Source organism: Fructilactobacillus sp. X7R7C1 (genome assembly GCF_059901065.1).
In genome coordinates this window covers 500158-513645 of the sequence record NZ_JBWXVF010000001.1, presented here as the reverse complement: position 1 = coordinate 513645, position 13488 = coordinate 500158, and the positions used below count along the sequence as shown (strand labels likewise).

Below are 13488 nucleotides of genomic sequence, written 5' to 3'. Positions count from 1 at the left end.
ATAAGTTAACGATTATCAATCACTTTCATGAAATTAGTAAATTGTATTCTGAAAAATCTTTGTTGTACTTAGCTCCTTGGCCCACTTTACGTACCCATATTCACAAACTTGAAGCCATGTGTAAGCAATTAAGGCGGCACCAACGGTATCTGAAGGAAAATGGGCATTCAGATAAACCCGTGAGATCATCACTAGGAAAAGAACAATTGCTAAAATAGTTCTAATAATCCATTTAGTTGATTGTCGATTAATCATTGGAACCACTATGATCCACAGGACGCTAATCACTAGAAAAGCTCCTAAAACATGTCCACTAGGATAACTAAAGCCAGTGTCCCCCGGCAAATGCATTGAGGGACGGGGTTTGGCTACGATGTGTTTAATCACAAATCCAATGGCATCTCCACCAAAAACCAGTACCAGCGAAAAGAATGCCGGTATTTTATACTTAAACCACCACAACAAAACAGCAATTATAAGTATCCACACAATATCCATCTTGGGACTCGCGACAAAACTAATCATTGAGAAAATGGTTTCTTCAAATGAAGACGGGTACCCTTGAATGGTTCCAATTATCATTGAATCTAAAAAGTCAACGTAGCCAAAACTCATTTTGACTCCAATCGTCAGGATTAACGATAAAAGAAACGCAATTGTTAATTTGTACGGACGACTAACGTCCCTTCCAATCATCATAAACGCCATACCTCCAAGAATTCATATAAAAAAAGTATAACATAATATCGATTAGCCGATTGAGAGAAGCACCAAAATCGCCGTGATTAGTGTGATATAATTGCACCATGAATTTTACAGATTGGAGTTTTATTAATGATTCATAGCCTTATTATCATGTTACTGGTAGGAGTTTTTGCGGGTGTTCTGGGTTCAATCCTAGGAATCGGTGGTGGGATGATCATTACACCGGTTTTAACCATCGGATTTAATCTTGACATTAAGTATGCGATTGGTGCAAGTATCATTGCCGTGATTGCTACCAGTTCAGGAGCAACGATCGCCTATCTAAAAGACAACGTCTTAAACTTACGGGTAGCCATGTTTCTAGAAATTGCTACTTCCATTGGGGCCGTTGCTGGTGCTTTACTAACTGGAGTGATCAATCCAATCTTTCTCTACATTTTGTTTGGCCTGTTACTCTTCTTTTCCGGTCTAAATATGGTTAAAAAGATTTGGGGCAAACAGGTTCAAACGAATACAACCAGTGAAGATAAAATTGCAAAAGAACTCAAACTAAATGGTTCTTACTACGATAAAAACCTAAAAAAGCAGATTGACTATAAGGTAACAAACGTTCCAGCTGGTTTAACCGTAATGTTTGGTGCCGGAATTGCCAGTGGTTTACTGGGAATTGGATCCGGTGCCTTTAAGGTGATTGCGATGGACACTTTTATGAAAATGCCACTCAAACCATCGAGTTCCACCAGTAATTTAATGATGGGGGTCACGGCAGCAGCGAGTGCCACCATTTACTTTTTTAACGGATCAATTTTGCCTCAGATTGCCGTCCCACTGGCGCTCGGAATTATCGTTGGAGCAACCGTCGGGTCACGTGTGATGCAAATCATGCCTTCCAAATTAATTCGAATTATTTTTATTCCCATCCTAATTTACCTTGGCGTTCAAATGATTCTTAAAGGATTTGGGGTGAACTTCTTATCATGAGCACTCAAAATAATGTAAATCAAAGTGAAAAAAATCAAGAAGCTGAAAATATTCGAATCGAAAAACTTATCGGAAAAATCATGCGTATCGGCGTGATTATTTCCGTCATCATCATGGTCTTTGGACTTTTCTTGTACCTTGTTACCGGAACAACGGGGTTTGGCAGTCACTATTGCCTAACCTCCTTTGGTCAACTGCTAAAGGGAATCATTCAATTAAAACCCTATTCCATCATGATGTTAGGCGTTTTTGCTTTGATCCTAACGCCAGTTCTAAGGGTGGTCGTATCAATCTATTCATTCTATAAAGAACACGATAAGATGTACGTCATCATTACTACCATCGTCTTCATCATCTTGATGATTAGTTTTTTCCTTGGAACTTACCTGCATCTTTAAACAATTTTAAACAAAAGCGGAATTAGACAAATGTCTAATTCCGCTTTTTTAATAATTACATTAACTTAAATAATTTTCCATCCGACTTAGTGCTTCCTTTAAATCGTCACTAGAAGCAGCGTAGGAAATCCGAACGTGGCCTTTACCACCGTCACCAAACGCTGATCCGGGAATTACCCCAACTTTAGCGTTTTGCGCTAAATCCTTGGCAAAACGAACGTCATCATTTCCATAATTTGCTGGAATTTTTACGAAAATATAAAACGCCCCGGTAGGATCAATCGGATCAAGCCCCATCTTCTTTAGTTGAAAAATGGCCCCATCCCGATTCTTTTGGTATTCATCTCGCATCGAAAAAGCATCATCCATCCCATTCTTAAGTGCCTCAAGTGCACCATACTGAGCAGGGTCTGATGGTGAAGAAACTAGATAACCATGCATCTTATTAGCCTGAGTGATAAATTCAGCGGGCCCAACCGTGAACCCCAGTCGATAACCAGTCATTGCGTGAGACTTAGACACTCCATTAATTACAATCGTTTGATCAGGTAAATACTCTGCCAGTGAATGATGTTTAATACCATAGGTTAACTCACTATAGATCTCATCGGTAATCACAAAGAGTGAATGTTGTTTCAGAATTGGGACAAGGACTTTTAACTGCTCTGGTGTGTATTCAACCCCAGTTGGATTATTTGGATAATTTAAGATCAACGCTTTAGCACTGGGATGATTTGAGAGTGCCTCATCCAATTCTTTAGGTGTTAAAACAAAATCAGAAGTGGACGTATCAATAAACACGGGTTTCCCACCAGCAAAACGTACTAATGACTCGTATAGGGGATAGAAAGGTGCTGGAATCAAAACTTCATCGCCAGGATTAACCGTGGAAAGAATCGACGAAGCAAGCGCTTCGGTTGCTCCCATATTAACCATTACTTCAGTATCAGGGTCATACTTTAAATTATATTTCTTTGCCATAAAGTTGCTGATGGCATCTCTTAAAGATTTGATTCCTTTATGAGGAGAATAATGCGAGTGATTATCTTCAATACTCTTCATCATTGCTTTTTTAACGTGTTCAGGGGTGTTAAATCCTGGTTCTCCCACTGATAGCATAATCAACCCGTCAATATCAGATATCGACTCCGAAAAAGCTCGAATTGCTGATGGTTGCAGTTGAGTTAAATTCTTGTTAAACCGATTTTGCAAGTTTTCATTTAAAGTAGGCATGTTAATCCTCTTCCCTATCATCATCGTCAAGAAATTCAATCATTAAATTAAATCTCTTTTAACTAATTCTTCGCCAATTTCAACCGTATTTAGTGCAGCACCCTTTAATAAATTGTCGGCTACTACCCACATATTATAGGCATCACCATTTTCTTGGTCCGGTCGAACTCTTCCGACATATGTATCTTCTTTGCCAGCAGCGTCGATTGGTTGTGGGTAGAGTTGTTTTTTTGGATCATCTTTAAGAGTTACTCCCGGAGCATCATTTAAAATCCTTTGGATCTTTTCACGACTGGCGGCTTTTTCATCCTTGACCGTGAAATAAACTGACTCACCGTGACAAATCTCCACTGGAACTCTGACACAGGTAGCGGTCACCTTAATATCTCCAGAATCCATATCATTCAGCATGATTTTCTTCGTTTCGTGAATCATCTTCCACTCTTCGTGAGTATAACCGTCTTTTTCAAACACATCGATTTGGGGCAAGAGGTTGAACGCCAGCGGATAATGTTCTTTTTCACCTTTGACTGGGAAAATGTGAGCATCCATCTTTTTGCCATCAAGGTGTTCTTGCGCTTCATCTTTTAATTCATCAAGTCCACTCTGACCGGCACCTGAAGCAGCTTGATAAGTAGAAACAATAATTTGTTTTAACCCAAACTGCTTTCTAATCGGCTCTAACGCCACTACCATTTGAATAGTGGAACAGTTTGGATTGGCAATGATCCCGTGATGATTCTCTAAAGCATCTGGATTCACTTCTGGCACAACTAAGGGAACATCCGGGTCCATTCGAAACGCACTCGTGTTGTCAACCGCAACGGCACCACGCTTCACGGCTTCTGGTAACAATTTTTTGGAAACCGAACCTCCGGCTGAAGCAAGGACTAAATCAACACCGTTAAATGAGTCGGGAGTGGCCTCTTCGACGGTTAACTCGTCGCCTTTATACTCGAGCTTTTTCCCAGCGGATCTTTTAGAAGCCAACAATTTAAGACTTTTAACCGGGATACTTGATTCAGCTAACTTATCCATGAGACGTGTTCCAACGGCACCAGTGGCACCTAAAATTGCGACGTTATACTCTTTCATTACTACTTGCCCCTCTATAAAATATTTTCTAATCCAACAACTAACCCATCTAAACCGTCAACTCTTTCAATGGCAACCTTTAAACCATTCATAAATGAATCACGATCAAAGGAATCTTGACGAATGGTGAGTGCTTCACCATCTCCGCCAAACAGCACCTGTTCATGAGCAACATATCCGGGAAGTCGAACGGAATGAATCGGAACTCCATCATACTCAGCTCCGCGAGCACCTTTTAGGGTTTCGTCGGTTGAAACGGATTCTGGTTGTTTTTTTCTTCCCTCACTGATTAACTTTGCGGTATTAATAGCGGTCCCAGACGGAGCATCCTTTTTATCCTGATGATGCATCTCGATCACCTCAGCATCAGGGAAATATTGAGCTGCCTCTTTAGCAAATTTCATTAACAATACCGCCGAAATTCCAAAGTTAGGGGCAATAATCCCACTCACATTTTCATCGTTCGCTAATTTTTGCAACTCAGCTAGTTGATCATCACTTAACCCACTGGTTCCAATAACCGGATGAATCCCATTATCCAGGGCAAATTTAGTGTTGGGATAAGCTGCTTTTGGAACCGTAAAATCAACCCAAACGTCTACGTCTGGGCCTTTAATCTGATTAAAATCGTTATAAACTTTTACGTCTTTTGGTAAATCATAACTTTCAGGACTCAAATCGTTCGCTTTCGGGTCATATACGCCTATCAAATTAAAATCACCATTCTTTTCAATCATCTTAACGGCCTTTTGGCCCATTGAGCCACGAAAGCCCGCTACTAATACTTTAATCATTTAAAATGTCTCCTAAAGAATCAACGCCTAGTGCTTTTGCCAATTCTTTTTTCTCATCTTGATTTAGGGTTGCAATTGGTAAACGACAACCACCCACATTTAAACCATTAGCATTTAAAGCTGCTTTAGTTGGTGACGGGGATGGATACATAAATAACGCTTGCATCTTTGGTGTTAACCAACGTTGAAGCTTACCAGCTGCTTTGTAATTCCCCTGATCTAAATCATCGTACATTTCCCTTAATTGTTTGCCATAGACATGCGAAGCAACCGAAATGACACCATTGCCACCCAACATTTTCGTTGCCAGAGCCTGAGGATCTTCACCACTGTAAACCAAGAAATCATCTGGAGTGTTGGAAATAATGTACTCCATATCAGGCAGTGAACCGCACTGTTTAATTCCGGCGATGTTATTGTATTCGGATAATTCCACGACCGTTTCCTTATCCATGTTCACGCCCGTTCGTCCAGGAATGTTATAGATGATGATTGGTTTATCCGAATGATCGGCAACGTACTTAAAGTGTTCCTTCATGCCCCGTTGATCGGGCTTGTTGTAGTAAGGTACCACTACCAAGCCATAATCAATCCCATCTAATTGCATCACTTTCTGGTTAAACTCAGCCGTTTGTCGGGTATTGTTTGAGCCAGTCCCTGCAATTACCGGATAGTGATCGCCCACAATCTTGCCAAATTCACCGTACAGTTTTAATTTTTCGTCTTCAGATAATGTCGGAGTTTCACCAGTCGTTCCGCCGACCACAAATCCATTGGTCCCCGTATCAACCAAATGTTTAATCAGCTTCTTAAGCCGTGTAATATCAACCTCACCGTCATTGCCAAACGGGGTGACGATGGCCGTTAATAAATCTGCTTTTTCTACCATGATTATGATCTCCCCTATTTTTTTGTTCCTTGTTGCATTCGATAATTCAAAAATCCGATAATGGCTCTACTTCCAATCGCAATTGCCTTTGGATTGGGGGTAAGCGTCGCCTCATGAAGCTGAGACTTTGGGTCACCAATGCCCAACCAAAACATGGTTCCGGGAATTTTTGACAACAAATAACCAAAATCTTCTCCCGTCATTGCGGGCATCGTGTTAATAAAATCAACGTTTTTTTGCTTTTCCATGTAATCAATAAAATTACTGGTTAACTTCGGATTATTCTCGACTGGCAAATAACCGCCCTGATTCAGGTTGAGTTTAACCTGGCAGTCGTAACTCACTGAAATCCCATTAGCGACTTCTTTTAACCGCTTATCAATCAACTCAATCATTTTCTGGGTCAGACCCCGAATCGTTCCTTCAATTCGAGCATGACCAGCGATCACATTTCGAATGGTACCGGCTTCCATTTTTCCAAAGGTAACAACCCCGCCTTCAATCGGATCAACACTCCTTGATACAATCGTCTGAACCTGATTAATAAACTGACTGGCGGCCACAATCATGTCGTTTGCATCCTGCGGATAAGCAGCATGACCACTTTTTCCGATCAGGTCAACGTTGACCTCGGTTGTCCCAGCGAACAGTGTACCCATCCGACAACCGATTGCCCCAACCGGAAGCTGGGGGTTGTCATGTAGACCATAAAATTCATCTGGATGCCACTTCCCGGTAAAAATACCATCCTCGTATGCCACTTTACCGCCATTTTCACTTTCTTCAGCTGGTTGAAAAAAAACTAACAAATTATCTTGGGGTTGATGAGCAGCATAGTAATTCAAGATACTCAACGCAACCGTCATGTGGATATCATGACCACACGCATGCATCACACCATCATTTTTTGACACAAACGTTAAATTCGTTTTTTCCTTAACTGGTAACGCATCAATATCCGTTCGGTATCCAATGGTGCGCTTGGGATCAGTTCCATGGACCAGCACCAAAATCGCCGTTGGTAACTTTTCTGGTACATTAACTTCCATGTAGTCCGTTTTAAACTTATCAATGACTTCTTTTAGATATTCATGGGTCTGAAATTCATGCATTGCTAATTCTGGAATTTGGTGAAGATGACGATAAATTTCAAGGAGATCATCGTCACTCAACTTGGTCGGGTTATTTGACACATTCATCACTTCCTTAAGTCGTCTTCAAGTTTAGTCTTAGACTTGGTCTGAGTGTCGATGTCCTTGATCTTTTTAGCAGGAACCCCGGCTACCATGGTATTAGGTTCAACATCATGCAAAACCACTGAGCCAGCAGCAATCACCGCACCCTCACCAACATGAACGCCTTCAATCACAACCGCATTAGCACCAACTAAGACGTTTTCGTCAATTCGAACCGGTTTAGCACTAGCTGGTTCAATCACACCGGCCAAAACAGCACCAGCACCGATGTGACAATGCTTTCCAACGATCGCACGACCACCCAGGATGGTCCCCATGTCAATCATAGAATCATCACCAATCTCAGCTCCAATGTTGATTAAAGCTCCCATCATTATGACAACATGCTTTCCAATTGAGACCTGATCACGAATAATAGCACCAGGTTCGATCCGAGCGTCTAGGTTCTTGGTATCAAGTAATGGAACGGCAGAATTTCTAGCGTCACTTTCGATTTCATAATTACTAATTAATTTTTTATTTTTTTTCAAAAATTTAGAAACGTTGGTCCAGTCACCAAAAATGACACCAGTTTTGTTAGTGGTAAAATTCTCAATTCCCTTAGGAAATTTGATTTTTCCTAACTTGCCTTTCAAATAAACCTTGACTGGGGTCTTTTTGTCTGAGTTAGAAATAAATTTAATGATTGACTGTGCATCTAATTGTGCCATCTTCTAGTTCTCCTTTAATTTCTTATCTAAGTGGATCAGGTCCGCATAACTCTCACGTTGGACCGCTAACTGTGCTTTACCATCTTCAACAAACACAACGGCTGGCCGTGGATTTCGATTATAGTTGGAAGCCATTGAGTATCCGTAAGCCCCGGTGTTGAAGATTACAAAAACATCGCCCGGTTGGCTCTTTGGGAGCGGTTGATTCTTAATCAAAATATCACCTGATTCACAGTATTTCCCGGCAATCCGAACGGTTTCAACTGGCTTTCCATCAACATTGCCTGCAAGAGCGCCTTCATAGTCAGCCCCATATAAAGCTGGCCGAATGTTATCACCCATCCCACCATCAACGGAAACGTACGACTTAATCCCGGGGACATCTTTTCTGGAACCAATCGTGTACAAACTATAACCCGCTGACCCGACGATTGAACGTCCCGGTTCAATCCAAATTGATGGAGTTGGTAAATCAGCCTCAGTTGTTTTTTGTTTAATCTCATCCACAATGGCTGAGACGAAGTCCTCTGGGGCGACGGGATGTTCTTCGTCGGTGTATTGAATACCAAAACCACCACCAACGTTGATTACCTTCGCCGTGTAAGCAAAATTGTCATGCCAGTGCTTCATTACATCAACAAGTTTATCAGCCGCTCCCACAAAGCCTTCGGGTGAAAAAATCTGAGACCCAATGTGAGCATGAACCCCTTTCATATTCATTCGCTTCTCAGAAAGGACCTTTTGTAAAGCTTCATCAGCTTGTCCTGATGCCAGATCGAACCCAAACTTACTGTCGACTTGACCCGTTTGGATGTACTCATGAGTATGAGCTGAAATACCAGGGGTAATCCGTAACATCACGTCGATGTTTTTATCTTGCTCTTCTAGCACGTCGTGGAGTAACTCAATTTCATGGAAATTATCCAACATAATCGTTCCCACTCCGTTTTTGACAGCCATCGTTAGTTCGTCTTTTGATTTATTGTTGCCGTGAAAACTGACCCGTGCCATCGGAAAATCAGCTTGAAGCGCGGTGTACAACTCACCACCGGAAACTACGTCAATTCCAGCTCCCTCTTGCTTCACAATTTGATACATTCCAACCGTGGCAAACGCCTTACTAGCATAATTAACCGAGTAACTAACTTTACGGTCTTCAAAAACCCGTTTAAATTTTTCAATTTGATTCCTGATTTTACTAACGTCATAAACCTCTAGGGGTGTTCCATATTCTTTTGCTAAATCACTGGCCTTAATCCCACCAATGTACAAATCATGATTTCTTATATCTTGCTCATCAATAACCGACTTCATCTCACACCTCTTAAATAATTTATAAAAAAAGATCTTTTTGCTCAGGAGTTGAACAAAAAGATCTAAAAATAATTAATTTGACATTATTTGATCAAATATTCTTGAATAGCTCCCCGCAGAATATCTGCGACAGTCCGCGATTTATTAAATCACGTCCCAGCACCAGTGCCACTACTCTGACAGAGTGCTTCGGCAAACAACCCTTTCACTAACTTCTTCGACGAGTAAATCTCCATTAGCTAATCTTGTTACTTGCAACCTCTATTTAAATTTGTTAAAAATATAACCCATTTTGACCTATTCGTCAATTAATATCATCTAAATTAATAACTATTTCACATATTTTGGGTTCCAAGATTGATAAATTAAAAATTAATGCTACAATTCAACTTAATTAAATTCTTAAGGATGAATAATTCATGAAAGTAACCAAATTTGGCGGAAGCTCACTAGCTAACGGAACCCAATTTCAAAAGGTAATTAATATCATCAAATCAGATCCAGATCGGAAGGCAGTCGTTGTTTCTGCTCCCGGAACTCGCTTCAAAGGTGACGTGAAAGTTACCGACTTATTAATCGAGTATGCTAACAAAGTCCTTGACCATGAAGACTTCTCTGACGTTCTTAATCAAATTATTGATCGCTATCAAGAAATTGGTGAATCATTTAACGTTCAGACGAAACAGATTAACCAAATTGTCTCACAGTTAAGAGAATTACCTAATCAATCGTTTCTGGATTCTGCTCATCTAATGAGTACCTTTAAAGCTCAGGGAGAGTACCTCAACGCGCAAATGTTGACGATGATTTTAAACCAACTTAAAATTCCCGCAAGGTTTATGGATCCAAAAGAAATTGGTTTTAAAGTCACCGGCGACGTTGCCGATGCGCAAATCAATCCCGTTACCTACGGAAACATCAGAAGATTTCGTGACGTTAAAGAAAAAATGATCTTTCCAGGATTTTTTGGGGTCAATGATGATAATCAAATCGCTACCTTTTCAAGAGGTGGTTCCGATATTACCGGCTCAATCGTAGCTCGTGGGCTTCAAGCTGATCTATACGAAAACTTTACCGATGTCAACGCAATCTATTCGGTTGACCCGCGGGTGGTTAAAAACCCGAAAGCTATCGACGTAATGACTTATAGAGAAATGAGAGAACTCTCGTATGCTGGTTTCTCAGTCTTTCATGATGAAGCCATCATTCCAGCAATCCAGGTCGGAATTCCAATCAACGTGAAAAATACATCGGCCCCTGATTTACCCGGAACCCTGATTGTTCCTGAAAATAAATTTCAACCAACTCGCGTAATTACTGGGGTAGCCAGTGCAAAGCACTTCTCAGCACTGTACATTCATCGCTATCTGCTTAACAAACAAGTAGGTTTTACCCTTAAGATTCTCAAAATTCTGTACAAATACAACGTGTCGTACGAACACATGCCTTCTGGAATCGATGACCTGACCATTATCTTTGATAAGGCCCAACTAAATGACCATATCGTCAAAGAAATTACAAGAGAAATCAAAGATGCCCTTCATCCCGATCAAATTCGTTGGATTAATGACTATGCCATCATCATGATCGTTGGCGAGGGAATGCAGTCTGATAATCACACCATTGAAAAAATCATTCGGCCACTAACCGACAATGGCATCTCCATTCACATGATTAATCAAGGAGCTTCCAAGATTTCCGTGATGCTTGGAACTGACATTAAAGATTCAGATAAAGCCGTCAAACTAATTTACAGAAACTTCTTTGACAACAACCGACTAATTTATTAGGAGACTAAATTATGACTAAATTACTTAAAGTACACGGATCCGAAAATCAATTCTTTATTTTGGATCAAACCGAATTAGACCAAAAACTAACTGACGCGGAACTTAAAAAACTTGCTCAAACCATTTCAGACCCCAAAAATCACATTTTAAACGGCGTCGATGGGGTCCTGGTAGTTGATTCATCAAACCACCCCAATGCACTGGGGAAAATGCGAGTCTTTAACGCCGATGGCAGTGAAGCTTCAATGTGTGGAAACGGACTTCGGACCGTTTCTCGGTACTTGTCACAAAAGTTTGGTCAGGATGCTTTCAAGGTTGAAACCAACGATGCAGATCTAGATGTGACAAAAGAGAGTGACATTGCACCTGGAGTTCCCGCCTTTAGTGTTCAGATCTCACCAATCTCATTTGACGCTAAGAGTCTGCCCCTTGAAAATATCAAAACACCACTGTTAGATCAGCCAGTCAATGATTTCATTTCTGGATTAGATTATTCAGCGGTCGCAGTGCCTAATCCTCATCTCATTAGTTTTATGAGTATGGATCAAGTTAAATCAGACGATTTAGTTAAGCTAGGCAAAATGCTAAACGGAAAAAACAAGTACTTTACGGACGGTGTCAACGTTAGTTTTGCTAACGTCATGGATCAAAATGAACTTTTCGTTCGAACCTTCGAACGGGGTGTAGGTCTTACAAATGCCTGTGGGACTGGAATGACGGCCACTAGTCTAATTTACGAAATCTTAACTCATGATTCGGACTTTGACGAAACCGTCAATATTTATAATCCAGGTGGGATGGTAAAAACTCACATAAAACGCAGTGGGGTTCACTACGATCTTCATTTGATTGGAAATGCGACTTTTACTAATGAGTTAAATATTAGTGAAAGTGACCTAAGAAACGTCAACCTCGATAATATTCAAATCACCGATACCGGTGAGGAGCAGGATTATCAAGACTTTGTCAAACAGCTTCAAACTAACTAAAAACCACATTGACACGAGGTCAATGTGGTTTTTACTTTCAATTAAGATACGATTCCCTTCAAAAGATGGGTGATGTGAAAGAACAGTTGAATCGCCAACTCGGCTAGTAAGAACCCAATCGCCAACGCTCCTGCAATCATCGCGACTTGCATTAAGTAAACAAACGCTAAGTGCGTGTTGCCCGTTGCAATGTATTTCATAACTTCATACGCCTGTCCACCGGGAACAAGCGGAACTAACGCTGGAATGTTAAAAACGATGATTGGCATTTTTTTGTACCGAGCTGCCAGCATTCCCAAGATCCCAATCGTAAACGCTCCAAAGACGTTTCCACCAACGTAACCACCAAAAATCGAATTGTAGGTTAGGTACACTAAATAGCTGGCAACCCCCACCAATCCACCTAGATTAAGAGCACGCGGTGGCACGTTGATCAAAATTGCAAAACAAAGGGTGGCAACGTAAACTCCAATTATTTTCACTAAAATTTCAATCATAAACACCCCTATCCAAACCACTTCAAAGCAAGTGCCACTCCAAATCCTAAAGCACACGCTCCCATAATGGCTTCCATTGCTCTAGCTGGTCCACTAACAAGGTTGCCAGACATTAAATCTCGGACCGCATTAGTAATTTGGACGCCAGGAACAAGCGGCATCACACTCCCAATAATCATATTATCCACACCACTTCCAAGTCCCAACTTTCGGGCTAGCATGGCTAACATGCCAATTGAAATGGCCGCAGTAAATTCGTTTATAAACTCAACTTTCACGATACGATTCAAATAGTCAAAAATAATCCAACCTAACATCCCAATCAGACAGGTAATAAAGAATACCGAATAATCACCACGAAAAACCACTTCAATGGATCCTGAAAGGACCGCTGCCGCTAACATTTTCATCCAATACGGAAAATAAGTATCCAGATCACTAACGTGTTGCAATTCTTGATAGAACTGCTCTAACGTTGTCTTGTGTTCCGCAAAGCGTCGCGATAAATCGTTCACAGCCGTGATTTTTCTTAAGTCAAAAGCCCGCTTATCAATCTCAGTAATCTGAGTTTCTGAATTATCATTAACGGAAATCATAATTCCAGTAATCGTAATGTAAGTCTTCAAGTTTGGCATCCCAGCATTTCGTGCGATTCGCTTAATGGTGTCATTAACTCGTGTCATTTCTGACCCATTTTCAATCATGATTTTACCCGCCAACATACAGGTCTTAATGACCAAGTCACTATAATTACGAAAACGCGAATCCGGATCCAGTTGATTCTTCCCAAACATGCGACTCACCCCTTTTCTTTAATATTTCTAGCATATCAAAATATAAGTAAAAAATCTCATTGAGTTTTCGTTACAAAAAACTATTTTACGAATGGTATCCAGA

At 40.7% G+C, this 13488-nt stretch carries 14 protein-coding genes and 1 riboswitch; of the genes, 4 read left to right on the top strand and 10 right to left on the bottom strand.

Annotated elements, in window-relative coordinates:
• Positions 1-33 precede the first annotated feature (33 nt).
• Positions 34-699 (bottom strand): phosphatase PAP2 family protein, encoded by a 666-nt coding sequence (locus AC6UDC_RS02420; RefSeq protein ID WP_500695236.1) that lies wholly within the window; start codon positions 697-699, stop codon positions 34-36.
• A gap of 135 nt (positions 700-834) precedes the next feature.
• Here AC6UDC_RS02420 and AC6UDC_RS02415 point away from each other — a divergent pair, with 135 nt between their 5' ends.
• Both AC6UDC_RS02415 and AC6UDC_RS02410 read left to right on the top strand, forming a co-directional pair.
• Positions 835-1686, top strand: coding sequence for a sulfite exporter TauE/SafE family protein (locus AC6UDC_RS02415; protein ID WP_500693528.1), 852 nt, complete (start codon positions 835-837; stop codon positions 1684-1686).
• Positions 1683-2084, top strand: coding sequence for a DUF1634 domain-containing protein (locus tag AC6UDC_RS02410; RefSeq protein WP_500721136.1), 402 nt, complete (start codon positions 1683-1685; stop codon positions 2082-2084). The genes AC6UDC_RS02415 and AC6UDC_RS02410 overlap by 4 nt, the downstream gene beginning before the upstream one ends.
• 60 nt (positions 2085-2144) lie before the next feature.
• Here the strand turns inward: AC6UDC_RS02410 and AC6UDC_RS02405 are convergent, their stop codons facing one another.
• From AC6UDC_RS02405 to lysA, 7 genes are read right to left on the bottom strand one after another with little or no spacing between them, the layout of a single operon-like run.
• Positions 2145-3317: an aminotransferase class I/II-fold pyridoxal phosphate-dependent enzyme gene (locus AC6UDC_RS02405; RefSeq protein WP_500721134.1), complete on the bottom strand. Its 1173-nt coding sequence runs from the start codon at positions 3315-3317 to the stop codon at positions 2145-2147.
• A 42-nt stretch (positions 3318-3359) separates the two neighbouring features.
• The gene (locus AC6UDC_RS02400; RefSeq protein ID WP_500707198.1) at positions 3360-4412 is read right to left on the bottom strand and encodes an aspartate-semialdehyde dehydrogenase; all 1053 of its coding nucleotides are present in this window, start codon (positions 4410-4412) and stop codon (positions 3360-3362) included.
• Positions 4413-4426: 14 nt separating this feature from the next.
• Positions 4427-5206, bottom strand: a complete 780-nt coding sequence (gene dapB, locus AC6UDC_RS02395) for a 4-hydroxy-tetrahydrodipicolinate reductase (RefSeq protein WP_500707199.1) — start codon at positions 5204-5206, stop codon at positions 4427-4429.
• Positions 5199-6095: a 4-hydroxy-tetrahydrodipicolinate synthase gene (gene dapA, locus AC6UDC_RS02390; protein WP_500721132.1), complete on the bottom strand. Its 897-nt coding sequence runs from the start codon at positions 6093-6095 to the stop codon at positions 5199-5201. Before dapA ends, dapB begins: the two co-directional genes overlap by 8 nt.
• Positions 6096-6109: 14 nt before the next feature.
• Complete coding sequence (locus tag AC6UDC_RS02385) at positions 6110-7294, bottom strand: N-acetyldiaminopimelate deacetylase (protein WP_500721129.1); 1185 nt, start codon at positions 7292-7294, stop codon at positions 6110-6112.
• Entirely contained in the window at positions 7294-8001 is a 708-nt protein-coding gene (gene dapD / locus AC6UDC_RS02380; RefSeq protein WP_500721127.1) for a 2,3,4,5-tetrahydropyridine-2,6-dicarboxylate N-acetyltransferase, read from the bottom strand. Before dapD ends, AC6UDC_RS02385 begins: the two co-directional genes overlap by 1 nt.
• A 3-nt stretch (positions 8002-8004) precedes the next feature.
• Entirely contained in the window at positions 8005-9315 is a 1311-nt protein-coding gene (gene lysA / locus AC6UDC_RS02375; RefSeq protein ID WP_500721125.1) for a diaminopimelate decarboxylase, read from the bottom strand.
• Between the two features lie 98 nt (positions 9316-9413).
• Positions 9414-9587: riboswitch (Lysine riboswitch) on the bottom strand.
• A 147-nt stretch (positions 9588-9734) separates the two neighbouring features.
• On the opposite strand from lysA, the gene AC6UDC_RS02370 reads away from it, so the two are divergent.
• Positions 9735-11105 carry an aspartate kinase gene (locus AC6UDC_RS02370; RefSeq protein ID WP_500721123.1) on the top strand — a complete coding sequence of 457 codons (1371 nt, stop codon included), beginning with the start codon at positions 9735-9737 and terminating at the stop codon, positions 11103-11105.
• A gap of 11 nt (positions 11106-11116) precedes the next feature.
• Positions 11117-12094 (top strand): diaminopimelate epimerase, encoded by a 978-nt coding sequence (gene dapF / locus AC6UDC_RS02365; protein ID WP_500721121.1) that lies wholly within the window; start codon positions 11117-11119, stop codon positions 12092-12094.
• A gap of 41 nt (positions 12095-12135) precedes the next feature.
• Here dapF and AC6UDC_RS02360 read toward each other — a convergent pair whose 3' ends face one another.
• A complete protein-coding gene (locus tag AC6UDC_RS02360; protein WP_500693517.1) occupies positions 12136-12591 on the bottom strand; it encodes a threonine/serine exporter family protein in 456 nt (151 codons plus the stop codon).
• A gap of 8 nt (positions 12592-12599) precedes the next feature.
• A complete protein-coding gene (locus AC6UDC_RS02355) occupies positions 12600-13385 on the bottom strand; it encodes a threonine/serine exporter family protein (RefSeq protein WP_500693516.1) in 786 nt (261 codons plus the stop codon).
• Positions 13386-13488 lie beyond the last annotated feature (103 nt).

Coding starts and splice junctions, on each gene's coding strand:
- AC6UDC_RS02420 (WP_500695236.1), bottom strand. CDS start 699: ATGATGATTGGAAGGGACGTTAGTCGTCCGTACAAATTAACAATTGCG.
- AC6UDC_RS02415 (WP_500693528.1), top strand. CDS start 835: ATGATTCATAGCCTTATTATCATGTTACTGGTAGGAGTTTTTGCGGGT.
- AC6UDC_RS02410 (WP_500721136.1), top strand. CDS start 1,683: ATGAGCACTCAAAATAATGTAAATCAAAGTGAAAAAAATCAAGAAGCT.
- AC6UDC_RS02405 (WP_500721134.1), bottom strand. CDS start 3,317: ATGCCTACTTTAAATGAAAACTTGCAAAATCGGTTTAACAAGAATTTA.
- AC6UDC_RS02400 (WP_500707198.1), bottom strand. CDS start 4,412: ATGAAAGAGTATAACGTCGCAATTTTAGGTGCCACTGGTGCCGTTGGA.
- dapB (WP_500707199.1), bottom strand. CDS start 5,206: ATGATTAAAGTATTAGTAGCGGGCTTTCGTGGCTCAATGGGCCAAAAG.
- dapA (WP_500721132.1), bottom strand. CDS start 6,095: ATGGTAGAAAAAGCAGATTTATTAACGGCCATCGTCACCCCGTTTGGC.
- AC6UDC_RS02385 (WP_500721129.1), bottom strand. CDS start 7,294: ATGAATGTGTCAAATAACCCGACCAAGTTGAGTGACGATGATCTCCTT.
- dapD (WP_500721127.1), bottom strand. CDS start 8,001: ATGGCACAATTAGATGCACAGTCAATCATTAAATTTATTTCTAACTCA.
- lysA (WP_500721125.1), bottom strand. CDS start 9,315: ATGAAGTCGGTTATTGATGAGCAAGATATAAGAAATCATGATTTGTAC.
- AC6UDC_RS02370 (WP_500721123.1), top strand. CDS start 9,735: ATGAAAGTAACCAAATTTGGCGGAAGCTCACTAGCTAACGGAACCCAA.
- dapF (WP_500721121.1), top strand. CDS start 11,117: ATGACTAAATTACTTAAAGTACACGGATCCGAAAATCAATTCTTTATT.
- AC6UDC_RS02360 (WP_500693517.1), bottom strand. CDS start 12,591: ATGATTGAAATTTTAGTGAAAATAATTGGAGTTTACGTTGCCACCCTT.
- AC6UDC_RS02355 (WP_500693516.1), bottom strand. CDS start 13,385: ATGTTTGGGAAGAATCAACTGGATCCGGATTCGCGTTTTCGTAATTAT.